Source organism: Idiomarina sp. OT37-5b, from assembly GCF_002968395.1.
Taxonomy (GTDB): domain Bacteria; phylum Pseudomonadota; class Gammaproteobacteria; order Enterobacterales; family Alteromonadaceae; genus Idiomarina; species Idiomarina aquatica.
Map to the genome: position 1 here is coordinate 2,825,866 of NZ_CP027188.1, position 25,571 is coordinate 2,851,436.

Below are 25,571 nucleotides of genomic sequence, written 5' to 3' on the forward strand. Positions count from 1 at the left end.
TTTTAGCGGATTAAACCGCAAGTGTAATCGTCAACCACTGTATACGCAACCAGTGTCGAGCAGCTCGTGCAACTGCTGGAGTTGATTAAAACGGAAGGTCGGTAAGACACGCAATTGATCGAATGTCCCCAAACCACCACCAAACCAGCCGGTTTGGCAGCCGGCACGGTGTGCTCCCAGAATATCGGAGGTTGGATGATCACCAATGTGCAACAGTTCCTCTGCCGCGATCGAATAGTGCGCCAGCACCGCATCAAACATGTCGCGGTGCGGCTTGCCTCGCAACCCTTGAGTGGGCTGCACGATAATATCAAACCACTGACTTAGGCCGATACGCTGACAGTCGACATTGCCGTTACTAATAGCAGCCAAGCGATAACGTTGAGACAATTGTTGCAGCAATTGATGGGTTTCCGCAGCAACCTCAAAATCACTGCGATGCCGGTGAAATTGCTCCATCACTCGTTCAGCGGCACGCTCCGGATCTTTCACACCAGCCTCCGCAAAGCCTTCCCGCAGCGTGGTCAAACGCAGTAACGTCATGTTACTCGCGAGCTCCACGTTACGGGTCATCAACTGGTTCCGGCGTTGACGCCAGTGCTCCAGTTGCCAGTGCCGGGTCTGTGGATAATGTTGTTCGATGAAGCGCTGCACATTGTGTTCTGCAGCCTGCATGATCGGGACATTGTCGTACAATGTGTCGTCCAGATCGAAGCTAATAACCGAAAATCGTTTCAGTCGACGGTAGAAGCTCAGCGCCATAATTTGATGACCTTTATTTGCGTGTTCTGGTTGCCCTCGGGTGGGCTTTATCATAGACCTCAGCTAAACGCTTGAAGTCGAGGTGGGTATAAATCTGCGTGGTCGACAGATTGGCATGACCCAACAGCTCCTGTACCGCTCGTAAGTCACCACTGGCCTCCAGCATATGTGACGCAAACGAATGCCGCAATTTATGCGGATGCAGGTCGCCAACGATGCCCTGTTGCTGGCCCCAGTAATTAAGCCGTTGCTGCACCGTGCGCGGGCTGATGCGATTGAGTCGTTTGCTCACGAACAACGCCACCTCGGGTTTGGCCCCCAGCCAAGCAGTACGTACTTTATGCCAGCGCCGGATTGCTTTGATTGCATGCTGACCAACCGGCACAATCCGGGTTTTACTGCCTTTACCTGTTACCCGCAACTGACCCATGCGCAAATCAACCGAGTCCATATCCAGACTAACCAGCTCCGCCAGGCGGATACCGCTGGAGTAAAGCAGTTCCATCATCGCCGCATCCCGGACGGCCAGTTCATCATCGGGCAGATCCAATAGGTGTGTGATGCTATCAACATCAAGGTTTTTGGGTAGTCTTTTAGGTATTTTAGGCGCTTTTACCGACAAAGCCGGGTTATCCGCTAACGCATCATTGTGTAGTAAAAAGTCACAGAATGTTCGCCAGGCCGACAATTTTAACGCAATCGTTCGTTCTCCCAGGCCTTCCCGACGCCAATTGACTAACTGTCGCTCAAGCACCGCAACTGTTAACTGTTGCGGCTGCTCTATCTGTTGTGCGGCTAAACGCTCAATATCCTGGCATACCAAGCGTTGGTAATTTTTTAGCGTAAGGTCTGCGAGTCCGCGTTCACCGCGCAGATGATCAAGCCACTTTTGCTGCCAGTTAAGCAGCGTCATCGTTCACCAGTACTGTGGGTAACAGCGCACTGAGTAAGGCCTGTAATTGGGTGATAAGCAATTTGTCCATCGCTGGTTCAAAATGTCCGGCTTTGGCACTGCCGACCGCCAGCATACCGATATCGCCTTCTTTACCCAGCAGCAACAAAGCCACTGACGCTACCGACTCATCACGAAACAGCAGTTTATGTTCCTGCTCCGTCAGCCGACCGAGGTAAATCGGGTCATCGCTAAAGCGCTTGCTCAGTAATTGCTTATGCGTATCCGAGGCGAAGGTGTATTGTTCCTCCAACTCTATTGGGCTGTTAAAGAATTTTAACGACAATGCTGGCATGTTAAGTTGCGTTTCGAAGGTAAGCTGTAGCTCATCCAAAACTTGCGGTAACGTTCTGCAGTCGAGCAACCTTACATAAAGCTGACTATAGGCGGTAAAGATTTCTTCATTGCGACGCGCATTAACCATCAATTCAGTGATTTCTTCTTCCAGCTCTTTTACTTTGCTGCGTAATTTTTGCTGCTGGCGTTCAACCAGAGACACTGCGCCGCGCTCTTCATGACGGAAACGCAGGTGCGTTAACAAATCGTCGTTATTCATAAAGAAGTCTGGATTTTCAATCAGATATTCGCGTATCAGCGAATCGTCAATGCGTTGCATAGCTTGCTTCTCGGGTTCTGTACTCATAACAACATTTGTCCATCAAAAATAAGTTCGGCCGGCCCCGTCATTTTAACTTGTTGCTCGGGCTGCCAGCGAATCACCAGTTTGCCGCCGGGCAATTCAACGGTCACCTGGTTATTTAATTTTTCCTGTTGCATACCAATCACGGCCGCCGCACAGGCACCACTACCGCAGGCCTGGGTTTCGCCAACGCCACGTTCATGCACGCGTAAACGAATGTTATCGCGATCAACGATCTGCATAAAACCAACGTTTACGCTCTCGGGAAAACGGTCGTGGGCGGCAATCAAGGTGCCTAGTCGGTTTACCGGTGCGGTATCCACATCGTCGACCTCGATCACACAATGGGGGTTACCCAGCCCCATAACACCACATAACACCGTTTCTTCATTCGCTCTTAGCACATAGGTTTGCTCAGCTTTTTGCGCTTTGAATGGCACACTTGCCGGTTCAAATTGCGGTAACCCCATTTCCACCGTGACCTGACCATCTTTTTCCAGATGCAACACCAACTTGCCGGCTTTGGTACTGACCTTTAAATGATTTTTGTTCGTTAGCCCTTTGAGGCGCACAAACTTGGCAAAACACCGGGCTCCATTACCGCACTGAGCAACTTCGCTGCCATCTGCATTAAAAATTCGATAATGAAAGTCGAGATCCGGATCGTACGGCGGTTCAACTAACAACAGCTGATCAAAGCCAATACCCGTGTGCCGATTAGCCCATTGTTTGATTTGCTCCGGATTGACGTAAAGGTTCTGGGTGACATTATCAACCACCACAAAATCATTACCTAGTCCATGCATTTTCGAGAACTGCAGTAACATCGCTGAGTTATGTCCTATCTAACAGTCGTTCGCCACGAATCAAGTCATCAAATGTTTCACGCGCCCGGATTAAAAAGCTATTAGCGCCATCGACCAGAACTTCGGCCGGCTTCGCCCGTGTGTTGTAATTAGAGCTCATGGTAAAACCATAAGCACCAACATGTTTAACCGCCAGCAGATCACCGCCAGTTATCGTTAAATGCCTTGCATGACCTAAAAAGCAGCCAGTTTCGCAAACCGGACCAACCACATCAACCAACTTGCCGCGGCCATTATTGGCTTCATCCACGGCCACAATATCATGCCATGCCTGATAGAGTGAGGGACGCAATAAATCGTTCATACCCGCATCGACCAGGGCAAACCGCTTATCATCGGTTTCTTTCAAGTATTCGACCCGCGTCAGTAACACACCAGCATCCGCAATAATGGCGCGGCCTGGCTCCAGCACCAACGTAAGCTGCGGATAGTTTTCAGCCATCTTCAGGACACCGGTAAGATACGCCTCAAGATCCAGCGACGCTGTACCTTCATAGCTGACACCGAAACCACCGCCCAAATCGAGGTGGGTCAGGGTAATATTTTCGCTCTGCAAACGCTCAACTAACTGAAACATACGCTCCGCCGCGTCCAGGAATGGCGCCGGAGTCATAATTTGCGAACCAATATGGCAGTCTGCACCAAGCAACTGAATATTCGGTAATTCATGCGCGCGGCGAAAGACCGGCATCGCATCCGCCATAGCGATACCAAATTTGTTCGCCTTCATGCCGGTAGCGATGTAGGGGTGTGTTTGCGCATCGACATCAGGGTTTACCCTGAGTGAAACCGGTGCCATTAAGCCTAGTTGCTGCGCAACCATTTGAATCCGCTCAAGCTCTGCCGCCGATTCAACATTGATGCAACCAATCCCCTGCTGTAATGCAAACGTCAGTTCCTCTACCGACTTTGCAACCCCTGAGAACACCACCGATTCGGCTTTGCCACCGGCTTTCAGTACTCGCTTAAGCTCACCACCGGAGACAATATCAAAGCCGGCACCCTGGGCTGCCAGCAACTGCAAAATGGCTAGGTTACTGTTCGCCTTTACCGCATAACACAAGCGGTGCGGGGCTGGCCAATAACGCGTAAAACGTTGCCAGTTATCAAGCAATTGCGCCTTTGAATAGACATATAATGGCGTACCATACTGTTCAGCAAGCGCCGTAGCTGAACATTCTTCCAAATGAAATTGTTGTTTTTTAAAGTCAATAAACGTCATTGCGCTTCCAAGCTGTCTACTTTCGTTTCCGGTTCGCCTTGGGCAGGCTCATTCTGCTCTGGCAAAGGTTGAGGTTGCAGTGGGCCTTTTTGACCGCATCCCACGACTACAATCGCCATCATTAATGGTAGAATGGTTCGTGTTGCCTTGATTATAATTTGTTTGATCATCGCTAAACTATCGTTTCACTAAAAAATACAAGCTATGCGTATCATCGCACTGCGCGCACCAAATGTCATTAAGCTGTAGGGGTAGGATATGAGCAAAACCGTCAGAATAGCGACACGGAAGAGTAAGCTAGCCATGTGGCAAGCAGAGCATATACAAGCTCGCCTGCAGCAGTTATACCCGGAATTAACGGTAGAACTGGTGCCGATGTCGACTCGTGGCGATGTGATTTTAGACACTCCGCTGGCTAAAATCGGTGGTAAGGGTCTGTTTGTTAAAGAGTTAGAGGCAGCTATGATGGAAGGCCGTGCTGACTTGGCGGTGCATTCCATGAAGGACTTACCGGTTGAGTTTCCACCGGGCCTCGAGTTACACACCATCTGTGAAGGTGAAGACCCGCGTGATGCCTTTGTCTCGAACACGTTCAAAAACCTTGACGAGCTACCGGCTGGTGCCGTGGTCGGAACCTGTAGTTTACGTCGTCGCTGTCAGATAAAAGAAGCGTTTCCGCAGCTTGAAATTAAAGATCTTCGTGGCAACGTGCAAACGCGCCTGCGAAAACTGGACGAAGGACAATTTGATGCCATTATTCTGGCCGCGTCTGGACTGATCCGGCTGGAGCTTGGCGAGCGCATTACTTCGTTCATTCCAGTGACACAATCATTACCGGCCAATGGACAAGGTGTTTTAGGCATAGAAGTCCGTAGTGATGACGACGAGATAAAACAATTGCTGGAACCACTTCAGTGTCAGCAGACGCGCTATCGCGTATTGGCCGAGCGGGCAATGAACCGCCGCTTGCAGGGTGGCTGTCAGGTGCCGATTGGTGCTTTCGCGGAAATCACAAACGATCAAGTTTATCTACGCGGCCTGGTCGGGGATCCCGATGGTCTGCAAGTGATTCGGGATGAGGTACGGGGCCCCGTGGAAGACGCTGAAGCACTCGGCATCACATTGGCTGAGAAGTTGCTGGCACAAGGCGCAGGCGACATTCTCGCCGCCGTTTATCAACAAGCTGATGAATAAGCTCCTCCTGATTCAACCGCTCGGCAGCCGACCACGATTATTGCAGCGGCTACAGGCTGCCGACGTCCCTTACTTTGAACAAAGCTTTATTGATATCCAAGCCCTTCGCCCGGCCGTAACTCACCTGACGACTACCGATGCTGTCATCTGGATCAGTAAAAATGCGGTTAAATACGCACTCGAAGCGGGTCTGAAACTACCGCGACAGGTTGCTATGTATGCCGTCGGTCCGGCCACCGCACAGTACGCATGCCAACAATTTAAACGGCCCTGCCAATGCCCAACGTTTGAACACAGCTCGGAAGGGCTATTAAAACTGCCACAATTGACCGACGTCGAAGCACAGCAGTGGTGTTTGATCAAAGGTAAGGGCGGACGCGAATTGCTTGCTGATAGCCTGGTGGCACGAGGCGCTTCGGTGCGTTCACTGGAAGTCTATCAACGGGTAAAAAAACCTTTATCAGATGCCGGGGTTGTGCAAGATTGGATGCAGCAGGTTAACAGGATCATGGTCAGCAGTGCCGAGCAACTCGCTTATTTTCTGTCTGAGTTGCCCCCCCACGCCGATGCCTGGCTGCGCAGTTGCCACTGGATTGTGCCAAGCGAGCGCCTGAGCCTGTTAATTCCTTTTGTGCAGGATGACGCGGTTACAGTTACGCAAAGTGCATCTGAAAACGCTATGATTAACGCATTACTGGAAGATGGAAACTGATATGACCGATGACAACAAACAACCGGAATCGCAACAACCCAAAACAAATGAAGTTGCAGAGCCGGTAAAGGATAGTAAGGCGTCCACGGAAAAGGGCAAAACCCGTACCACCAGCACGAGCAAGAAGCCCCGTGGGAGCAAGCTTAAACGTGCGTTTTGGTACCTAGTATTGGTCATCATAATCGCTACCATCGCCTGGATTGTTGTAGAACAGCCTTATAAACAGCTCGGCCTGGACTTATCCGACAAAAGCTCAGCAACCGACAATGCCAATACGCCGGCTGAGCGCTTTAATGCCGAACAACAAGTAAACGCATTAGCACAACGTTTGAACGCGGCAGAACGTCAGTTGAGACAGCTCAACCAGCAAACAGAGTCGTTCTCATCTGACAAGCAATTGGCCGCGCTGCAAGAGCAGTTGCAATCGTTACGTAGCGATCTTTCACAACAACGACAGCAGCTGAGTCAATTAGCGGACCAGTTACCGCAACAACAATTCGAACGCATGAGTCATTGGCGCCTGTTTGAAGCAAAACAAACGGTCAGTGCAGCAGCACGTTTGTTGTGGGGAACCGAAGATTATCGCAGTGCATTGGCGTTGTTAAAAATAGCAGACCAACAGCTTGCCGGTATCGAGTCCGCTGCGGCAATCCAAATTCGCCAAGTGCTGGCGAGCGATATTGCCCGCGTTGAAGGTCGGTTGAGTTCGCGCCCGGATCAACTGGTATTAACGTTATCGGGTTTACAGCAACGCCTGCAGGAGTTGCCTAATCGTGTCGCTGAAAAGCGCCTTGATGAGCGTGCGACGGACAAGACTGTCTCAACCGACGCCGAAAATTGGCGTGAGAACCTACGGGCCAACTGGAACGATTTTCTGGATACCTTTATTCGTATCCAGCCTGCGACCAGTAATCCCGAGCCATTGCTAAACGCGAGTGAACGCGATGCCATGACTCTGCGACTCGATTTATTAATGACCATGGCACAACACGCAGCCTTGCAGGATAACGCCTCGCTTTGGCGCAGTTATATTGATCAGGCACTGCCCCTCATCGACGCCCTAAAAGGTAACACCGATGCAGCCAACGACATCAAACAGCGTTTAACCGAGCTACGCCAACAACAACCCGGCTCAGACTCTATTGAACGACTGGATGCTCTGGAAGCATTAACCGCCGCGACAGAGCAAGGAGGCTTGCAATGAAGTGGTTAATCATTGTTTTTGCGCTGCTGGTTGCAGGCGCTATTCTTGGCCCGATTTCATCCGGCAATGCCGGTTATGTATTGGTGCAATTTGCGGGTTGGTCATTGGAAACGTCAGTAATTGCACTGGCCATCATCATGATTGTTGTTGCCGTGGCGATCAGTCTGATCTATGCCCTGTTTCGCGCTATTGCGTCGAAAACCAAAAAGGGCGGGCAATGGTTTTCCAAGCGCCGCGAGGGTAAGGCAGAACGACTGCTTGAACAGGGTCAGTTGGCGTTATTGCAACAGGATTATTTGGCGGCGCTGCAGGCGTTCGAGCAGGGCCACAAACAGCAACCGTCGACCCTCTTCGCGGCGTTGGCAAGTTACGCCGCACAGCAATGTGGAGAACTTGGTAAATCCGAGTTTTGGCGAGCTCAGGCTGGTAAAGCTTATGAGGAGGCCGATCGGGTCATCCAGATTAAGTATATTGAGTCCATTAAAAACAAAGAACCTGATGTCGCTGTGAAAAGATTGGATGCATTATTGGCTGCGGGCTTAGCCGATGCAGCTACATTACGACTGGCCGCGGAGCTCTACAAAGCCACAGGACAATGGCAAGCGTTACTGGAGTTGTTACCGAAACTGCAACAAGCCGGATTATACTCGGCCGATGAGTTTGACGAGCTCAAAAGCCGGGTTTATCAAAAGCGATTTATCGAGGAAGGTAAGAAGGGCGATAACGGCTTATACGATTATTGGCGTGCACTGGATAAAAGCTATCGCAGTGATGCCACGGTACGGCTCAGCTACGCAGTAGCGTTAACGCATTTCAATAAGAAAGAAGCGTGCGCCAAAGTCATTTATAAGGGGTTGAAACGCGGTGAGCTCAGTATCGAACAAGTTAACCGAAGCCATGTGTTAACCGCCAGCTATCCTAAGCTTGTCGAGTATATTCAAGATGCTCTTAAGCGCAATCCTCAGCATACGGGTTACATTCGCGCTTTGGCACAATTAGCTTATGACAGTAAGGATTATTCGCTGGCTCAGCGCGCATTGAAAAAACTCGTCGACAGTGAAGCTCGCAGCGAAGACTATAAGCTGTTGGGAGACATTTATAATGCGCTAGGAGACACTCAACTGGCTGCCAACGCCTACAAAAAGGCGTTGGCATGAGGTTTTACTGACGAACGCCTTCGATTGAGAAGAACAGTTCGACTTCTTTTGCTTCCGGACCCAAGTTGTAGTCAATATTGTAGTCGGCCAACGTTAGGTCGACTTCGCCTTCAAAGCCACGGCGAAAGCCACCCCAAGGGTCTTCACCCGCACCGGTATGTGCGACGTCGATGGCAATCTCTTTGGTGACACCGTTTAGAGTAAAGTTACCGTACAATGTACCCTCACCAGCATCATCCTCATCCGGAACATAGCGCGTACTTTCAAAGGTAGCTGTTGGATACTCTCCGACATTTAAGAAGTCATCGCTGCGCAAGTGCTTATCACGCTCGGCGTGGTTGGTATCAATACTGGACGTATCAATGGTTACCTGTATTGATGCGTTTTCCGGCGCATTTTCGTCATACGAAAAAGAACCATCGAACTTATTAAAACGGCCATACAACCAGCTATAACCAAGATGTTTTATCTTAAATTGGATAAACGCGTGTTGACCTTCAATATCAATTTTATAGTCTTCTGCAAAAGATGCGCTGGTAAACAACGCTGACCCAACAATTGCAGCTGCAATTAATGACTTTTTCATGGTTTACCTCTTATCGTTTGAAACGGATTTTGAAACAACGTTTGGAGAAATCATTTTTTTCAACGTTGGTTGTTTATTGATAACTTGATGCTTGACCGCCATAAGCGCATGTCCCGCTGCCAGAATCATCAAAACAACCGCCGCATACCAATGCACAAGTCCTGCGATATCCTCTTGGTTTTCAACACCGAAACTAATACCGGGAACATCGAACCAATCAAATACGCTAATTGCACGCCCATCTGCGGTTGAAATCATGTAACCGCTTAACATCACTACGAATAACATGAAATACAGTGCACCATGACCTAGCTTAGCCGCTTTCTGTTCCCATCGTTTTCCATCAGGATTGGGCACCCCGACAGCGACCTTCCAGAGTAAGCGAAATAACGTCAAAGCCAGTAACAAGATGCCTATCGACTTGTGCCACCAAGGGCCCAGTCGATACCATTCATCGTAGTAAGTGAGTGTTAACATCCACCAACCCAGAGCAAACATGGCGATCACAACCAGCGCTGTGGTCCAGTGAATCACTATACTCACCCAACCGTATTGGTTTGTCGTATTTTTCAGCATTGGGCGTCCTTTATGCGATTGATACAACAAATATAGTCTTATTATTTAGAAATAAAATGGTTAATTATCGGATATAGTTTTCGTATTTTTAGAACAATTAAGAAATATATGAGGAAGTAGAGAAGGGCGATCGTTCGGAGACGAGCCATTGCCGCGGGCGGAGCGAGCATAAAAAAAGCCCCGAGCGTGAGCCCGGGGCTTTCCTTAATTTGAAGTCTGGCGGTGTCCTACTCTCACATGGGGAGACCCCACACTACCATCGGCGCTGGTATGTTTCACTTCTGGGTTCGGAATGGAGCCAGGTGGTGCCATACCGCTATGGCCGCCAGACAAAAACTGTCACAACATGAAGGCTGATTGTACTGCCACTCGTTTGATGTCGCGCTCCGCGCAACCTCTGTTATTCGGTAAAGGTATCGTGCTTGTGCTTAACGATTCCCAAACACCTTGGGTGTTGTATGGTTAAGTCTCACGGGCAATTAGTACGGGTTAGCTCAACGCATTACTACGCTTCCACACCCCGCCTATCAACGTTGTCGTCTTCAACGACCCTTCAGAGCACTTAAAGTGCTAGTGAGAGCTTATCTCGAGGCTCGCTTCCCGCTTAGATGCTTTCAGCGGTTATCGATTCCGAACGTAGCTACCCGGCAGTGCCACTGGCGTGACAACCGGAACACCAGAGGTTCGTCCACTCCGGTCCTCTCGTACTAGGAGCAGCCCCTCTCAACTCTCAAACGCCCACGGCAGATAGGGACCGAACTGTCTCACGACGTTCTAAACCCAGCTCGCGTACCACTTTAAATGGCGAACAGCCATACCCTTGGGACCGACTTCAGCCCCAGGATGTGATGAGCCGACATCGAGGTGCCAAACACCGCCGTCGATATGAACTCTTGGGCGGTATCAGCCTGTTATCCCCGGAGTACCTTTTATCCGTTGAGCGATGGCCCTTCCATTCAGAACCACCGGATCACTATGACCTACTTTCGTATCTGCTCGACGTGTCTGTCTCGCAGTTAAGCTGGCTTCTGCCATTACACTAACCGTACGATGTCCGACCGTACTTAGCCAACCTTCGTGCTCCTCCGTTACTCTTTGGGAGGAGACCGCCCCAGTCAAACTACCCACCAGGCACTGTCCTCACACCCGATTAGGGTGCCAAGTTAGAACATCAAACATACAAGGGTGGTATTTCAAGGATGGCTCCACACCAACTGGCGCCAGTGCTTCAAAGCCTCCCACCTATCCTACACATGTAGGTTCAATGTTCAGTGCCAAGCTGTAGTAAAGGTTCACGGGGTCTTTCCGTCTAGCCGCGGGTACACTGCATCTTCACAGCGATTTCAATTTCACTGAGTCTCGGGTGGAGACAGCGTGGCCATGGTTACACCATTCGTGCAGGTCGGAACTTACCCGACAAGGAATTTCGCTACCTTAGGACCGTTATAGTTACGGCCGCCGTTTACCGGGGCTTCGATCAAGAGCTTCGCTTACGCTAACCCCATCAATTAACCTTCCGGCACCGGGCAGGTGTCACACCCTATACGTCCTCTTTCGAGTTAGCAGAGTGCTGTGTTTTTAATAAACAGTCCCAGCCACCTGGTCACTGCGACCACCATCAGCTTACGACGCGAAGTCTTCACCAACAGTGGCGTACCTTCTCCCGAAGTTACGGTACTATTTTGCCTAGTTCCTTCACCCGAGTTCTCTCAAGCGCCTTAGTATTCTCTACCTGACCACCTGTGTCGGTTTCGGGTACGGTCGATGTTTATCTGAAGCTTAGAGGCTTTTCCCGGAAGCATGGCATCAACAGCTTCGCACCCGTAGGTACTCGTCTCGTGTCTCGACCTTAAGAGCCCGGATTTTCCTAAGCTCTCAGCCTACGCACTTTCACCAGGACTACCAACGCCTGGCCTGCCTAGCCTTCTCCGTCCCCCCATCGCAATAAACATCGGTACAGGAATATTAACCTGTTTCCCATCGACTACGCGTTTCCGCCTCGCCTTAGGGGCCGACTTACCCTACCCTGATTAGCATGGGATAGGAAACCTTGGTCTTCCGGCGTGGGAGTTTTTCACTCCCATTATCGTTACTCATGTCAGCATTCGCACTTCTGATACGTCCAGCATGCTTCTCAACACACCTTCATCCGCTTACAGAACGCTCCCCTACCCAGCAACAAGTTGCTGCCGCAGCTTCGGTGTATGGCTTAGCCCCGTTACATCTTCCGCGCAGGCCGACTCGACTAGTGAGCTATTACGCTTTCTTTAAAGGGTGGCTGCTTCTAAGCCAACCTCCTAGCTGTCTGTGCCTTCCCACATCGTTTCCCACTGAGCCATAACTTTGGGACCTTAGCTGGCGGTCTGGGTTGTTTCCCTCTCCACGACGGACGTTAGCACCCGCCGTGTGTCTCCCGGATAGTACTCTGCGGTATTCGGAGTTTGCATGGGGTTGGTAAGTCGGGATGACCCCCTAGCCCAAACAGTGCTCTACCCCCGCAGGTATTCGTCCGAGGCTCTACCTAAATAGATTTCGGGGAGAACCAGCTATCTCCGGGCTTGATTAGCCTTTCACTCCTAGCCACAAGTCATCCCCTAATTTTTCAACATTAGTGGGTTCGGTCCTCCAGTTGATGTTACTCAACCTTCAACCTGCTCATGGTTAGATCGCCCGGTTTCGGGTCTATACCTTGCAACTCGACGCCCAGTTAAGACTCGGTTTCCCTACGGCTTCCCTATACGGTTAACCTTGCTACAAAATATAAGTCGCTGACCCATTATACAAAAGGTACGCAGTCACCCCACAAGGAGGCTCCTACTGCTTGTACGTACACGGTTTCAGGTTCTATTTCACTCCCCTCGCCGGGGTTCTTTTCGCCTTTCCCTCACGGTACTGGTTCACTATCGGTCAGTTGGGAGTATTTAGCCTTGGAGGATGGTCCCCCCATATTCAGTCAAGATAACACGTGTCCCGACCTACTCGATTTCACTTTTCATGCGCCGTCACATACCGGGCTATCACCGTCTCTGGCTCTGCTTCCCAACAGATTCTGCTAACGCATGTAAAGCTTAAGGGCTGTTTCCCGTTCGCTCGCCGCTACTAAGGAAATCTCGGTTGATTTCTTTTCCTCCGGGTACTTAGATGTTTCAGTTCTCCGGGTTTGCCTCCTGACACCTATAGATTCAGTGCCGGATACTCTGTAAACAGAGTGGGTTTCCCCATTCGGAAATCCATGACTCAAGTGCCTCTTACTGGCTTATCATGGCTTATCGCAAGTTAGTACGTCCTTCATCGCCTCCAACTGCCTAGGCATCCACCGTGTACGCTTAGTCACTTAACCATACAACAACCAAAGTGTCTGTGACTCTTCAGATGCTGTAATCGCAACTAAGATTGTTTGTTCTCGCTGTACACAAGTTCGATACGCCTCTACCTAATCACAAAGGTTCAAATAGAGTGGCATTTCTTTCTTTTTACAATCAGCTTTCCATGTTGTTAAAGAGCGTGTAACACAAAGTTACCGGTAAACATTCAATCCTGAACGCTTAACGCTAACGTCGTATTGCTACAGAGATAAAGTGGTGGAGCCAAGCGGGATCGAACCGCTGACCTCCTGCGTGCAAGGCAGGCGCTCTCCCAGCTGAGCTATGGCCCCGGATAAAGCCTCATTTTTGAGTGACTGGCAAGGCGGGAAGTCGCGAAGCATACACCAGTATGCGAGTGACTTTCCAACGCAGCCCAGGCGCTCAAAATGGTGGGTCTGAGTAGACTTGAACTACCGACCTCACCCTTATCAGGGGTGCGCTCTAACCAGCTGAGCTACAGACCCAGTAAACCTTCAGGCATCATCTTGTGCCAAAGGCACAAGCTACCCAAATGTATCTCTGTATTCTATCAAGCCGGCAAACTGTGTGGACACTCACATCAGTCAGCATAATGTAAGGAGGTGATCCAGCCGCAGGTTCCCCTACGGCTACCTTGTTACGACTTCACCCCAGTCATGAACCACACCGTGGTGATCGTTCTCCCGAAGGTTAAACTAACCACTTCTGGTGCAGCCCACTCCCATGGTGTGACGGGCGGTGTGTACAAGGCCCGGGAACGTATTCACCGTGGCATTCTGATCCACGATTACTAGCGATTCCGACTTCATGGAGTCGAGTTGCAGACTCCAATCCGGACTACGACGCGCTTTATGAGATTCGCTTACCTTCGCAGGTTCGCTGCCCTTTGTACGCGCCATTGTAGCACGTGTGTAGCCCATCCCGTAAGGGCCATGATGACTTGACGTCGTCCCCACCTTCCTCCGGTTTATCACCGGCAGTCTCCCCAGAGTTCCCACCATTACGTGCTGGCAACTAAGGATAAGGGTTGCGCTCGTTGCGGGACTTAACCCAACATCTCACAACACGAGCTGACGACAGCCATGCAGCACCTGTCTCAGTGTTCCCGAAGGCACCAATCTATCTCTAGAAAGTTCACTGGATGTCAAGGGATGGTAAGGTTCTTCGCGTTGCATCGAATTAAACCACATGCTCCACCGCTTGTGCGGGCCCCCGTCAATTCATTTGAGTTTTAACCTTGCGGCCGTACTCCCCAGGCGGTCAACTTAGTGCGTTAGCTGCGTTACTCACGTCTTAAAGACACGAACAACTAGTTGACATCGTTTACGGCGTGGACTACCAGGGTATCTAATCCTGTTTGCTCCCCACGCTTTCGTACCTCAGCGTCAGTCTCTGACCAGGTGGCCGCCTTCGCCACCGGTATTCCTTCCAATATCTACGCATTTCACCGCTACACTGGAAATTCTACCACCCTCTTCAGGACTCTAGCGTGCCAGTTCAAAATGCCATTCCCAGGTTGAGCCCGGGGCTTTCACATCTTGCTTAACACACCGCCTACGTACGCTTTACGCCCAGTAATTCCGATTAACGCTTGCACCCTCCGTATTACCGCGGCTGCTGGCACGGAGTTAGCCGGTGCTTCTTCTGTGGCTAACGTCAACTGTAACCGCTATTAACGATTACCCTTTCCTCACCACTGAAAGTGCTTTACAACCCGAAGGCCTTCTTCACACACGCGGCATGGCTGGATCAGGGTTGCCCCCATTGTCCAATATTCCCCACTGCTGCCTCCCGTAGGAGTCTGGGCCGTGTCTCAGTCCCAGTGTGGCTGATCATCCTCTCAGAACAGCTAGGGATCGTCGCCTTGGTGAGCCGTTACCTCACCAACTAGCTAATCCCGCTTGGGCCCATCTCTAGGTGTGAGGCCCGAAGGTCCCCCACTTTGGTCCGTAGACATTATGCGGTATTAGCCACCGTTTCCAGTGGTTGTCCCCCGCCTAGAGGCAAGTTCCCAAGTATTACTCACCCGTCCGCCGCTCGTCAGCAAAGAAGCAAGCTTCTTCCTGTTACCGCTCGACTTGCATGTGTTAGGCCTGCCGCCAGCGTTCAATCTGAGCCATGATCAAACTCTTCAATTAAAAGTAGTTCAATCAACTCAATGAATTACGCGTTTTTGCTTAGCTTCAAATTTGAAACCTTGCTGAACACTCATTCAAAAGTTGCAATACATAGTTCGTTTTGCTTAACTTTTGCAAGTGCCCACACAGTTTGCTTGGCTTGATATATTGTTAAAGAGCGTTTCTCAGCAGCGTTGCTGCGAGAGGTGCGTATTCTACACACCTGAAGTTTTCCGTCAACACTTTTTTGAAAAAAGATTTTTTAGAAAACTTCTGTTTTCGGCGGCTTCGTTGCCTGCCTCGAACGTGGAGCGCATTTTAGAGATTTATCTCGCACCGTCAAGGCCTTTTTTGCAATTTTAACTGGTTTTATTGCCGTTTGCGCAAAGTTGCATCAAATCGCTTTGTTTATAGGCAGTTTTACCTCTCGTTAGGTATCTAAAGCCAATATCTGTTATAACTTTGTTAGCTCAGGAAGCGATAAATCAGTAATCATCGAGAAGGGGAACGGTAATGGCAGATATCCGCAGTTTTCACGAAAAGCAGCCGCTACTGGGAGAACGCGTCTATATCGATAATAGTTGTGTGCTAGTGGGCGACATTGAAATAGGCGACGACAGCAGTATCTGGCCATTTGTCGCTGCCCGCGGTGATGTGAACCGTATTCGCATTGGCAAACGCACCAACATCCAAGATGGCACCATCTTACACGTTACCCGCCGCTCAGCCGGTAATCCTGATGGGCACCCACTTATCATTGGCGATGATGTGACCGTTGGTCACCACTGTATGTTGCATGGCTGTCAGTTAGGTCATCGGATCCTGGTGGGGATGTCAGCTGTTATTATGGATGATGTTATCGTTGAAGATGATGTCATCATTGGCGCTGGCAGTTTAGTACCACCGGGTAAACGGCTTGAAAGCGGCTATCTGTACGTGGGCAGTCCTGTAGCGAAAAAACGTCCACTGAATGAAGCCGAGCGGGAGTTTCTAAGTCAATCGGCGGTGAATTATGTCGAACTTAAAAACGACTACTTAATGGATGTTCACCCGGTTTCTTGATTACGTTTAATGAAACCGTCGTTCGTGGTGGCGTTTAATCGACAGTAAATCGGTTTTATCTTCAAGGCGCTGGGCAATGATATGCACAACGCCTTGATGACTTTCCAGTACACCTTTGACTTTTACCAGACGACTGCTTAAAAAAGCTTTGCGATATTTACGCGCTATCGTCGCCCAAACCACCACATTAATATTTCCAGTTTCATCCTCCAGCGTAAAGAAGGTGACCCCACTTTTGGTACCGGGCCGTTGCCGGCAGGTGACCAAACCGGCAACTTCTATCAAGCTACCGCTACGGCCATGCAACAATGCATCGGCGGTGATACAGCCTTTCAACTCGATATGCTCGCGAATCAGTGCCAGCGGATGACGCCGTAACGACAACCCCATGCTGGCGTAATCAAAACCAATGTCTTCCTGCTCGTTGGGTTTGAAAGGCGTTTTATCGTAATTTTCCTGTACCGTCGTAAATAACGGCAACTGTTCATCACTCATCATTAATGCATCCCAACTCGCCTGGTAACGATGTCCGGAAATACTTTTTAAGGCATCGGCTTTGGCGAGCGCCTCAATATCAGATTCAAACAAGCCTGCCTGCCGTAAAGCTTCTATTGTTTTAAAGCCATCACCACGTTGCTCAATTGCCGCTAGCGTGCGTGACTTTGCAAGTCCGGCAACTTGCCGCAGTCCCACACGAATAACCTGGCCTTGCGCTGCCAACCACTGGTAATCCCAGTGACTCTGGTTAATGTCGGCAGGCAAAAATTTAACACCGTGACGTTTCGCATCCTGAACCAGTTGCGAAGGTGAGTAAAATCCCATCGGTAAGCTGTTAAGCAACCCAGTATAAAAAGCGCTGGGATAGTGAATTTTCAGCCACGCAGATGCATAAGCTAAATTCGCAAAACTCGCGGAGTGTGATTCTGGAAAACCATATTGACCAAACCCACAAATTTGCTGAAACAAGCGTTGCGCGAATGTTTCACTGTAGCCTCGTGCCAGCATTCCATTAATTAATTTATGTTCAAATTGCTTTAGCTTTCCTGTGCTGTGCCATGACGCCATAGCACGACGCAGTTGATCCGCCTGACCACCACTAAATCCGGCAGCGACCATCGCCAGTTTTATCGCCTGCTCCTGAAAAATAGGCACCCCCAAGGTGCGCTGCAGTACTGATCTCACTTCTTCGCTTGGGTAGTCAATGGCCTCCTGACCAGCCCGCCGACGAAGGTAAGGGTGAACCATGTCCCCCTGAATGGGTCCAGGTCGCACAATGGCGATTTGAATCACCAGATCATAAAACGTTGCAGGCTTTAATCTGGGCAGCATATTCATTTGTGCACGGGACTCTATTTGAAAAACGCCAACGGAATCACCCTTTTGTAGCGTCTGATAGACCTTAATGTCCTCTTGAGGTATCTCTGCCAAACTCAGCCTAATGTTCTGTTGTTCAAGCAGTTGCAGTGTTTTTCTTATGGCCGTCAACATACCCAGCGCCAGCACGTCTACTTTCAGGAGTTTTAACGTTTCAAGATCGTCTTTATCCCACTGAATAACGGTTCGGTCAGGCATACTGGCGTTTTCAATAGGTACTAGCTCGGTTAACGAACCTGCCGCTATGACAAAGCCACCGACATGCTGAGATAAGTGTCGCGGAAACCCCATTAATTGCTCGGTATACTTGAGCAACTGTTGTCCGCGGCGGCTTGCAACCAGTTGTGGATGTTGCTGCTTTAGCTGTTGCTTCCAATCCACACCTTTATCACGACGATCCAACTGCTGCCGAAAATGCTGTAACTGTTGTTCACTAAAACCGAGGGCTTTACCCACATCCCGGAAAGCGCTCCGAAAACGATAACGAATCACCGTAGCCGCTAGTGCCGCTCTGGAACGGCCATACTTACGATAGATGTATTGAATCACTTCTTCACGGCGTTCATGCTCAAAGTCAACATCGATATCAGGGGGCTCATCTCGCTCTTTAGAAATAAACCGTTCGAACAACACCTCTATCTGCGCAGGGTTAACCGCTGTAATTTCAAGACAATAACAAACCACCGAATTTGCTGCAGATCCGCGGCCTTGATAAAAAATGTTGTGTTGTTGCGCAAAACGAACCAAATCATGAATCGTTAAAAAGAAGTACTCATAACGTTGCTCTTCTATAAGTTGTAGCTCTTTTTCGTACTGAGCCACGACATGGTCTGGAACACCAGCGGGGTAGCGTTTACGCGCTCCCGCTTCCGTGAGTTGGCGTAAATAATCACTGGCTGTTAAACCAGCAGGAACCAATTCAGCAGGGTATTCATAGCGTAATTCCGACATTGAGAAATGACATTGTTCAGCAATGTTGACGCTTTCCTGCAACCAATCTGGAGGGTAGCATTGCTGTAGCTCCGTTAAACTTCGTAACCGTTGCTCACCATTGATGCTGGCATGTTCAGGGTGGGCCAGTAACGATTCTCCATGAGCAATTGCAGTAACAATATCAAGCAAGGGCTGGCGACTTGCCTCATGCAACAAGCAGCCGCCGGCAGCAACAACCTTAACCTGCAATTGCTGACTTAAGCGCTGTATAAAACGAAACTGGTCTTTATCATCATGGTGATAGTGCCTTTCATATAAAAGCCAAAAACGCTGGCGCCAATACCGCTTTAGCTGATGACCAAAATTCAGCGCTTTTGCATAGGAAATACCACCTCGCTTGGCCTGCGGTAACCACAACAAAAAACAGTCTTCAAACCCATTGAGGAAATCTTCCGCTAATGCCTGATAATCGCCTTTTACTGCTCGACCACGAAACTCTGTTATTTTTCGACAAAGTTGTGCATAGCCTTTGCGGCTAGGGCAAATCACCACCAACACACCGAGCTCGGCGACATGAAACTCGCTCCCAACAATCAGCTTAATGGACTGATTACGGGCGGCTTCATAGGCTCTGACAATGCCAGCAACGGAACATTCATCGGTGATAGCAATCGCTTCATAGCCAAGTTCTGCCGCTTTATCGACCAGCTCAGCAGGGAATGCCGCAGCCCGCAAAAAGCTGAAGTTACTTAAGCAATGAAGCTCTGCGTAGCGCATTAACTAAACCAGCCCTGCAAAAACCATTGCTGCTGATAAAACAACCAACCGGTTCGCTGTTGGTTGTCTTTTGCAACCCAATAATCGCGCGATGTCGTATCTTCATCCCACCAACCGGTATGCAAACGCTCGGGTCCGTCGATTAACCGCCAGTGCTGAATATCAATAGGTTGTGGTGTTTCAAGCAGCCAGATAGGGCGTTTGGCAATACGTTCAGAGCCCGTCGTGGGAACCCCGGGCTGTTGTTTTTGTTCATTGAGCAAGGGTCGAAAGTCACTTGAAAGCGCCGGGCTGTATACCGCCCGCTCACCAAGTCGAGCCTGTAATCGGCTCAACAAGTCCGGTAAATCACCCTGATGGCGGGAGGCATCAGCCAACAACTGTCCGCTATCACTGTCCAGTTCATGTAAATAATCAGCTCGCAGGCTTAGCGCCATTACCGGCTGCTTCAGTGGATAACGGTCAACCTGTAACTGAATAAGCTGCAGGAACTGTGAGGCACGCCAACTGTCCGATGCCAAGCGTAGAGGAATAAGCGTTTGCTGTTGTTCCCGGTGATGCAGAGTAATATCCAATTGCCGGATCGCTTTTTGGCGCTGATACAAAAACTGCTCAAGTTCTTTCAGGGCTCTTTTTAATGGAAACAACAGACCTTGCCAGCGCTCAATTTCCGTCACCAAATCAAAAGAAACATAAAATCGTTCGGCCGGCTGGTAAAAATGGACAGAAGATTTTTGTTCCCCCCGTAACACCGCTAATGCTTTAACCAGTTCATTGCCAAAACGCTTGCCGATTTGCGCCGTCGGTATTTGAATAAGGTTTTGTAGTGTTTTGATGCCGGTTTTTTTGAGTTTCTCAACGCGTTTTGCGTTCCACCCAAACTGTTCTACCGGCAAGTCAGCTAATGCTTGGTGAATATCCCAGCGATCTGTGGATAATTGCTCGACACCTGCTTGTGCGAGGCATTGTGCTGCTTCAGGGCTATAAGCCAGGCTTAAGCAAGCATCTAATTCAAAAGCCTGAAATTGCTCTTGCAGATGACAAACCAGAGGATCCATTCCCTGGTAAAGTCGCAATAAACTCTCAACGGCTATCGCAATCCCCTGAGGTGGAAAAAGCACCTGCTTATCAACCGACTGATAAAGCTTATCCGCAAGCTGTTGCAGAGCCTGGGCTTCTTTTTTCATAGAATACTGCCGACAAATAAGTTCTGGTACCAAGCTTTGCGCCAGCGCTATGCTCTGACCTTTTTCAACACCGGCAGCTACGGCTTTCGCATTACATTGAACAATGGTTTCTTTATTTGTCTGGCCGTTATCATAGAACGCTAAAGGGTAGTCATCGACAACGGGATGGATACGACACACCGTATCCATTAACAGTTGCGGAAAATGGCAGTATAACCACAGGCTCATAAAGCAATCTTCTGCACCGGCCAACCATAACGGCGCTTAACGATGTCCACTTCAAAACCCCCATGCTGTAATGCAATCCGGTTGGTGTAAGAGCGAGCTTCAGGTTGTGATTGTATCCCGGTAAAAACAAAACCAGGTTGATGCCCACTTTGAGCCGCTTTATACCAACGGCGAACTTTATTGGCATCGATGTCTTCCTGAGAACCCCAGAATAAAGCGATTCCGGTACCACTTTTTAATACTTGCTCAAAAGCCCAGGCTGCATTCTGTTGCTGCGCCTGCACGATAATCTGTAATGAAGGCTCTGCTAATTGCCAGCTCAGCCCTGCTGCCGAAACTAACGCCGGTGGATTAATCCAGAACACCGGCACTTGTCGAACCAAAGCCTGCTGTAACAATGGTTTGATCAACCCATACTCGGTGAATTCATTTTGTCGCTGGCATTCATGTAACCCATCTAACTGCCAGCCTCCGCCCAACTGTTTATCCAAAACATCCGAGCCACTGTGCAAGTACTCTTGCTGTTTTCCTGAGCTAGGCCGACCTTGCCAGAGCAATCCTTTATCAACCAATTTTTTAAGTTTTGGCTGCATAAGAACCTCCAAACAAATACTGTACATATATACAGTATACCAACTTTATTGTTTTTACAATAAAAGGTGTTCAGAACAGACATCGTTCATTTGTTCCGTTATGATTTAGATCAGATTAAACAGGTCGCTATCACACAGGGTTAACGCATGCTGACAAAGTTACTCATTCCTTTTCGCGTAATCATTAACTTTCTCTGGGCTCTGGTAACAACCGCGATGATTGGGGTAGCCATTATTATTGTCGGTATTTTTAAACTGCTGTTGCCTATTGCGCCGGTTCAGGCTTTGCTGTCAACCGTTGCGAATGGCCTGTTCCGGCTATGGGCTTATGCAATGTCGATGTTATTTCAGCTAACCCAACCGATGAGCTGGCATATTGAAGGCGATCTGGCATTACATAAAAAAGGCTGGTACATGATCATGGCCAACCATCGCAGTTGGGTCGATGTGTTTGTCTTGATGCACCTGGCCAGACGCAATATGCCCATGCCACGTTTCTTTTTAAAACGGCAGTTGCTTTGGATCCCAATCGTAGGGTGGGGTTGCTGGGTATTGGATATGCCCTTCATGCGACGTTACTCTAAAGATGTGATAGCAAAAAAGCCTCACCTGAAAGGTCGTGACATAGAAACCACACGTCGCTCCTGCGCTAAGTTTAAGCACATTCCGACAACCGTCGTTAACTTCTGCGAGGGCACGCGCTTTACACCGGAAAAACATCGTCAAAAAGACAGCCCTTATCGTTATCTGCTGCCACCTAAAGCAGGTGGTACAGCTTTCTCTTTACAAATCATGGGTGATCAATTTGAGGCGATTTTGGATATTACCATTGCTTATCCCGGCAAAGATGATCGCCCGGTGGTATGGCATTTACTCAGCGGGCAACTGAGAAATGTTTACGTACATGTACGCACTTTACCCATCAGCGCCGATCTCATCGGTGACTATGGTAACGATGAGCAGTTTAAAACCCATTTTCAAAAGTGGCTGAATCAACGTTGGCATGAAAAAGACGCTATTATTGAAGCGTTGCACGAGAAAATGGAGCAAGCCCACCAACAAAGGTAACGACTATGGATTTAGAGTTCGTCACTGCATGGCTAAACAAAACGGGCTTTGAACAAGGCGTTATTGAACACCTGGCGATCGCTATCAATATCGTGCTTATTGTCTTGGCCAGCTATGTCGCATATGCGGTTTCACGCTTCTTTATTGATCTGGCCATCCATCGATTATTAAATAAAGCCCCCGAGCGCTGGTACAATGCGTTGGTCAACAGTGGTTTCTTCAAACGCTGCGCAAACCTGGCTCCGGTACTGGTCATTAACGCCTTCATTCCGGTCATCTTCGTTGAGCGTTTTGAAACCTGGCAAGACCCTCTGCAAACCGCTGTCAGCATTTATTTAACCTGGATAATCACCAGCATTCTAACGGCCCTGGCTAACGTGGTGCACATAGCCTACGAATATTCCAGTAAAGCCAAAGAGGTGCCAATAACCGGGGTGATTCAGGTTATTAAGCTGATCCTTGTGCTAATGGCCATACTCATCACTGTTGCCATCATCATGAATAAGTCACCGATGTATCTGCTCAGTGGTTTTGGTGCCATGACCGCAATTTTAATGGTGGTCTTTAGAGACACTTTAATGGGCTTTGTCGCCGGTGTGCAGCTCGCCACTAATCGCATGGTCGCGATTGATGACTGGATTCAAGTACCGGATTCAAATGTCGATGGCGTGATCAAGGAGGTCGGCCTTATCACGTTAAAGGTCGAAAATTGGGACAAAACCACAGTGTACTTGCCGACCTATGTGCTTATCCATCAGTCCTTTAAAAATTGGCAAGGCATGATCAACGCGGGTGGCCGCCGCATGATGCGATCGATCATGATTGATTTGGACAGCACGAGCCAACTTAACGATGAAAAACTAACAGCATTAGTCGATACGTATTTTTCGCAAGACCTTAAGTCTTGGCTGGAGCAAAACGAGCTGAGCTGCCCGGTCAGCAACCTGACGGCGTTTCGGTTGTACGCCGAACATTATCTTGCTAACCATCCTAAGGTTCGCCAGGACATGACCCATATGGCGCGCTTACTACAACCAACCCCTGCAGGATTGCCACTAGAGATTTATGCGTTCTGTGAAGAAACTCAGTGGACGCAATACGAAGCCATTCAATCCGCGATTGTCGAGCACCTGTATTCCGTGCTGCCGGAGTTCGGATTAAAACACTATCAGTATTTGAATAAAGCGTTGCCTGACGCAGGCAAATAATTTTTTGTGAAGACGTTAATGCAGGGTAGTACTTCCATGTACCGCTTTCATTCCGTGCAAAACCTACGTTACCAAAGCTTCTTTAATGAAGCAAATTTATTTTTCACACTACAATATGAACATTGTCATATTCGGAACATAAAAAACCCCCAGATATCTGAGGGTTAAGTTTGGTAAATTATTTTTCGATAAGGTAGCTTGCCAACTTGGTGAAGTCCGCAGCGAAGTCCTCGCTGTCACGAAATCCTTGCGGCAACATCTTATACTTACCATTCACAATAAAGGTTGGTGTTGCATTAACGCCCAGATTGCTCGCTCGGCGATCCATTTTACTGGCAGCAGCACGTACGGCGAAACTTGCTAACGCTTTATCAAATTCATCACCGGCTACGCCGTTAACCACAAACACATTACGAATATCCTGCTTACTGGTCAGCATACTGTTTTTGTTAAAGTTGTAATCAAAAATCGCATCACTGATTTTCTCTTCGATATCGAGCTTTTGCGCTGCTGCAAAAGCTTTGGTCATCGTTTCGCCAACATCACCACGCGGGCTGATAAACGACACATGAGCTTTCTCAAAGGCTTCCGGATGCGCTTCTTTTAATGCCTTAGCGATTGGCTCGAAACGGAAACAATGTACGCAGTAGAACGAGAAAAATTCAACAATTTCAGGCTTACTGGTCGCTTCATCAGCGATTGTTTCGTAGTGAACACCTTCTTCAAATTGTTGCGCCTGAGCACTGCCTATTACCAATAAAGCCGCACTCAACAACCCTAAAAACCATTTGCTCATAGTTACACCTTAATTACGTTATTATCTAAAACCCGAGCCGCAGCGGCGCCTCATCCAACGCGGCAAATTGTTCTTTTAATGCCAATACCTGATTTTCCCAATAGCGGTCTTCTGCAAACCAAGGAAACGCCCGCTGAAAGGCACTATCTTGCCAGCGTTTCGATAACCATGCCATATATTGAATGATTCTGAATCCACGTAAAGGTTCAATTAACAGCAGTTCTGATTTATCAAACGAGCAAAATTCCTCATAGCCTTCGATTAGAGCATCAAGTTGTACCGTTTGTTCCTCACGCGGACCATTCAACATCATCCACAAGTCTTGGATAGCGGGTCCGGTGCGACAATCATCAAAATCGACAAACGTCAGTTGATCGTCACGTTGCAAAATATTACCAATATGACAGTCGCCATGCAGCCGCTGTGTACTAAAATCGTTCAGAGGTGTGCTTTCCAGGCGCTTTGCCAGCGGCTCTAAAATGGCAAAAAATGCCGTTTTTATGCTGTCCGGAATCAGCTCGCTTTGTTGCAACTCAGCAACTGACTCACAAACAAACTGCTGATAATTAATGGTTTCACGGGAGTGAAATGTTCCAGCCCGCGCTACCGCATGCAGACGCCCAATTTGCCGGCCAAGCCGTTCGAGCTGATCAAGGTTATCTGGCTCAAAAGCTCTGCCGCCAATGCTGGGGAACAAACAAAAGTGATAGCCTTCATACTCATGCAGCGTCTTGCCATGGATACGCAAAGGGGCAACAACCGGGATCTCTTCATCCGCCAGTTCCTGAGTAAATTGGTGTTCCTCAAGAACCTGTTCTAACGACCAACGTCCGGGGCGGTAGAACTTAACGACGTAACGTTGATGGTTATCGGTACTGAACTGGTAAACACGGTTTTCATAACTGTTGAGCGCCAGCAGGCCACTACTTGGATAAACCTCCAGGGTCTCCAGCGCTCGTATCAGCGTATCAGGACCAAGCCCCTGAAACGCGAAATCATTTTGCAGCATATAC

20 protein-coding genes, 2 tRNA genes and 3 rRNA genes are annotated in these 25,571 nt (G+C 49.1%); 7 read left to right on the forward strand and 18 right to left on the reverse strand.

Annotation, left to right across the window (positions count from 1 at the left end; genetic code table 11):
- Positions 1-30: 30 nt before the first annotated feature.
- Genes C5610_RS13230 through lptM form a run of 6 tightly spaced genes read right to left on the reverse strand, consistent with a single transcriptional unit; the run spans position 31 to position 4,612 of the window.
- The gene (locus C5610_RS13230) at positions 31-816 is read right to left on the reverse strand and encodes an HAD-IA family hydrolase (RefSeq protein WP_241970640.1); all 786 of its coding nucleotides are present in this window, start codon (positions 814-816) and stop codon (positions 31-33) included.
- On the reverse strand, positions 776-1,675 hold the full coding sequence (locus C5610_RS13235; protein WP_105307586.1) for a tyrosine recombinase XerC: 900 nt from the start codon (positions 1,673-1,675) through the stop codon (positions 776-778). The genes C5610_RS13230 and C5610_RS13235 overlap by 41 nt, the downstream gene beginning before the upstream one ends.
- A complete protein-coding gene (locus C5610_RS13240) occupies positions 1,662-2,357 on the reverse strand; it encodes a DUF484 family protein (RefSeq protein WP_105307587.1) in 696 nt (231 codons plus the stop codon). Before C5610_RS13240 ends, C5610_RS13235 begins: the two co-directional genes overlap by 14 nt.
- A complete protein-coding gene (dapF, locus tag C5610_RS13245; protein WP_105307588.1) occupies positions 2,354-3,181 on the reverse strand; it encodes a diaminopimelate epimerase in 828 nt (275 codons plus the stop codon). The genes C5610_RS13240 and dapF overlap by 4 nt, the downstream gene beginning before the upstream one ends.
- 7 nt (positions 3,182-3,188) lie before the next feature.
- Positions 3,189-4,442 (reverse strand): diaminopimelate decarboxylase, encoded by a 1,254-nt coding sequence (gene lysA / locus C5610_RS13250; RefSeq protein WP_105307589.1) that lies wholly within the window; start codon positions 4,440-4,442, stop codon positions 3,189-3,191.
- Positions 4,439-4,612, reverse strand: a complete 174-nt coding sequence (gene lptM, locus C5610_RS13895) for an LPS translocon maturation chaperone LptM (RefSeq protein ID WP_222842999.1) — start codon at positions 4,610-4,612, stop codon at positions 4,439-4,441. Before lptM ends, lysA begins: the two co-directional genes overlap by 4 nt.
- Before the next feature lie 88 nt (positions 4,613-4,700).
- On the opposite strand from lptM, the gene hemC reads away from it, so the two are divergent.
- From hemC to C5610_RS13270, 4 genes are read left to right on the forward strand one after another with little or no spacing between them, the layout of a single operon-like run.
- Entirely contained in the window at positions 4,701-5,636 is a 936-nt protein-coding gene (gene hemC / locus C5610_RS13255; protein ID WP_105307590.1) for a hydroxymethylbilane synthase, read from the forward strand.
- The gene (locus C5610_RS13260) at positions 5,629-6,348 is read left to right on the forward strand and encodes a uroporphyrinogen-III synthase (protein ID WP_157982929.1); all 720 of its coding nucleotides are present in this window, start codon (positions 5,629-5,631) and stop codon (positions 6,346-6,348) included. The genes hemC and C5610_RS13260 overlap by 8 nt, the downstream gene beginning before the upstream one ends.
- Position 6,349: 1 nt before the next feature.
- Positions 6,350-7,552, forward strand: a complete 1,203-nt coding sequence (locus C5610_RS13265) for a uroporphyrinogen-III C-methyltransferase (protein WP_157982930.1) — start codon at positions 6,350-6,352, stop codon at positions 7,550-7,552.
- Entirely contained in the window at positions 7,549-8,709 is a 1,161-nt protein-coding gene (locus C5610_RS13270) for a heme biosynthesis HemY N-terminal domain-containing protein (RefSeq protein WP_105307593.1), read from the forward strand. Before C5610_RS13265 ends, C5610_RS13270 begins: the two co-directional genes overlap by 4 nt.
- A 4-nt stretch (positions 8,710-8,713) precedes the next feature.
- Here C5610_RS13270 and C5610_RS13275 read toward each other — a convergent pair whose 3' ends face one another.
- From C5610_RS13275 to C5610_RS13305, 7 genes are all read right to left on the reverse strand, one after another.
- Positions 8,714-9,295 carry a YceI family protein gene (locus C5610_RS13275; RefSeq protein ID WP_105307594.1) on the reverse strand — a complete coding sequence of 194 codons (582 nt, stop codon included), beginning with the start codon at positions 9,293-9,295 and terminating at the stop codon, positions 8,714-8,716.
- A 3-nt stretch (positions 9,296-9,298) separates the two neighbouring features.
- Entirely contained in the window at positions 9,299-9,871 is a 573-nt protein-coding gene (locus C5610_RS13280) for a cytochrome b (RefSeq protein WP_105307595.1), read from the reverse strand.
- 214 nt (positions 9,872-10,085) lie between these two features.
- A 5S ribosomal RNA gene (gene rrf / locus C5610_RS13285) occupies positions 10,086-10,201 on the reverse strand.
- A gap of 128 nt (positions 10,202-10,329) precedes the next feature.
- Positions 10,330-13,211 (reverse strand): 23S ribosomal RNA (locus C5610_RS13290).
- A gap of 239 nt (positions 13,212-13,450) precedes the next feature.
- Positions 13,451-13,526: transfer RNA gene (locus C5610_RS13295), tRNA-Ala, on the reverse strand.
- Positions 13,527-13,623: 97 nt separating this feature from the next.
- A tRNA-Ile gene (locus C5610_RS13300) sits at positions 13,624-13,700 on the reverse strand.
- A gap of 110 nt (positions 13,701-13,810) precedes the next feature.
- Positions 13,811-15,353: ribosomal RNA gene (locus C5610_RS13305) — 16S ribosomal RNA — on the reverse strand.
- Together the 16S, 23S and 5S rRNA genes with 2 tRNA genes alongside form the textbook arrangement of a ribosomal RNA operon.
- A gap of 492 nt (positions 15,354-15,845) precedes the next feature.
- On the opposite strand from C5610_RS13305, the gene C5610_RS13310 reads away from it, so the two are divergent.
- The gene (locus C5610_RS13310; protein WP_105307596.1) at positions 15,846-16,394 is read left to right on the forward strand and encodes a gamma carbonic anhydrase family protein; all 549 of its coding nucleotides are present in this window, start codon (positions 15,846-15,848) and stop codon (positions 16,392-16,394) included.
- 6 nt (positions 16,395-16,400) lie between these two features.
- Here C5610_RS13310 and C5610_RS13315 read toward each other — a convergent pair whose 3' ends face one another.
- The 3 genes from C5610_RS13315 to C5610_RS13325 are packed head-to-tail and all read right to left on the reverse strand — an operon-like array spanning position 16,401 to position 21,486.
- Positions 16,401-19,478, reverse strand: coding sequence for an error-prone DNA polymerase (locus C5610_RS13315; RefSeq protein ID WP_105307597.1), 3,078 nt, complete (start codon positions 19,476-19,478; stop codon positions 16,401-16,403).
- Positions 19,478-20,893, reverse strand: coding sequence for a Y-family DNA polymerase (locus C5610_RS13320; protein ID WP_105307598.1), 1,416 nt, complete (start codon positions 20,891-20,893; stop codon positions 19,478-19,480). Before C5610_RS13320 ends, C5610_RS13315 begins: the two co-directional genes overlap by 1 nt.
- Positions 20,890-21,486 carry an ImuA family protein gene (locus C5610_RS13325; RefSeq protein WP_158682703.1) on the reverse strand — a complete coding sequence of 199 codons (597 nt, stop codon included), beginning with the start codon at positions 21,484-21,486 and terminating at the stop codon, positions 20,890-20,892. Before C5610_RS13325 ends, C5610_RS13320 begins: the two co-directional genes overlap by 4 nt.
- 147 nt (positions 21,487-21,633) lie before the next feature.
- On the opposite strand from C5610_RS13325, the gene C5610_RS13330 reads away from it, so the two are divergent.
- Positions 21,634-22,554, forward strand: coding sequence for an acyltransferase (locus tag C5610_RS13330; RefSeq protein ID WP_105307600.1), 921 nt, complete (start codon positions 21,634-21,636; stop codon positions 22,552-22,554).
- A 5-nt stretch (positions 22,555-22,559) separates the two neighbouring features.
- Positions 22,560-23,762, forward strand: coding sequence for a mechanosensitive ion channel family protein (locus C5610_RS13335; protein WP_105307601.1), 1,203 nt, complete (start codon positions 22,560-22,562; stop codon positions 23,760-23,762).
- A 178-nt stretch (positions 23,763-23,940) separates the two neighbouring features.
- On the opposite strand, the gene C5610_RS13340 is transcribed toward C5610_RS13335, so the two are convergent.
- Positions 23,941-24,558: a thiol:disulfide interchange protein DsbA/DsbL gene (locus C5610_RS13340; protein WP_105307602.1), complete on the reverse strand. Its 618-nt coding sequence runs from the start codon at positions 24,556-24,558 to the stop codon at positions 23,941-23,943.
- A 25-nt stretch (positions 24,559-24,583) separates the two neighbouring features.
- Positions 24,584-25,567: a serine/threonine protein kinase gene (locus tag C5610_RS13345; RefSeq protein WP_105307603.1), complete on the reverse strand. Its 984-nt coding sequence runs from the start codon at positions 25,565-25,567 to the stop codon at positions 24,584-24,586.
- Positions 25,568-25,571 lie beyond the last annotated feature (4 nt).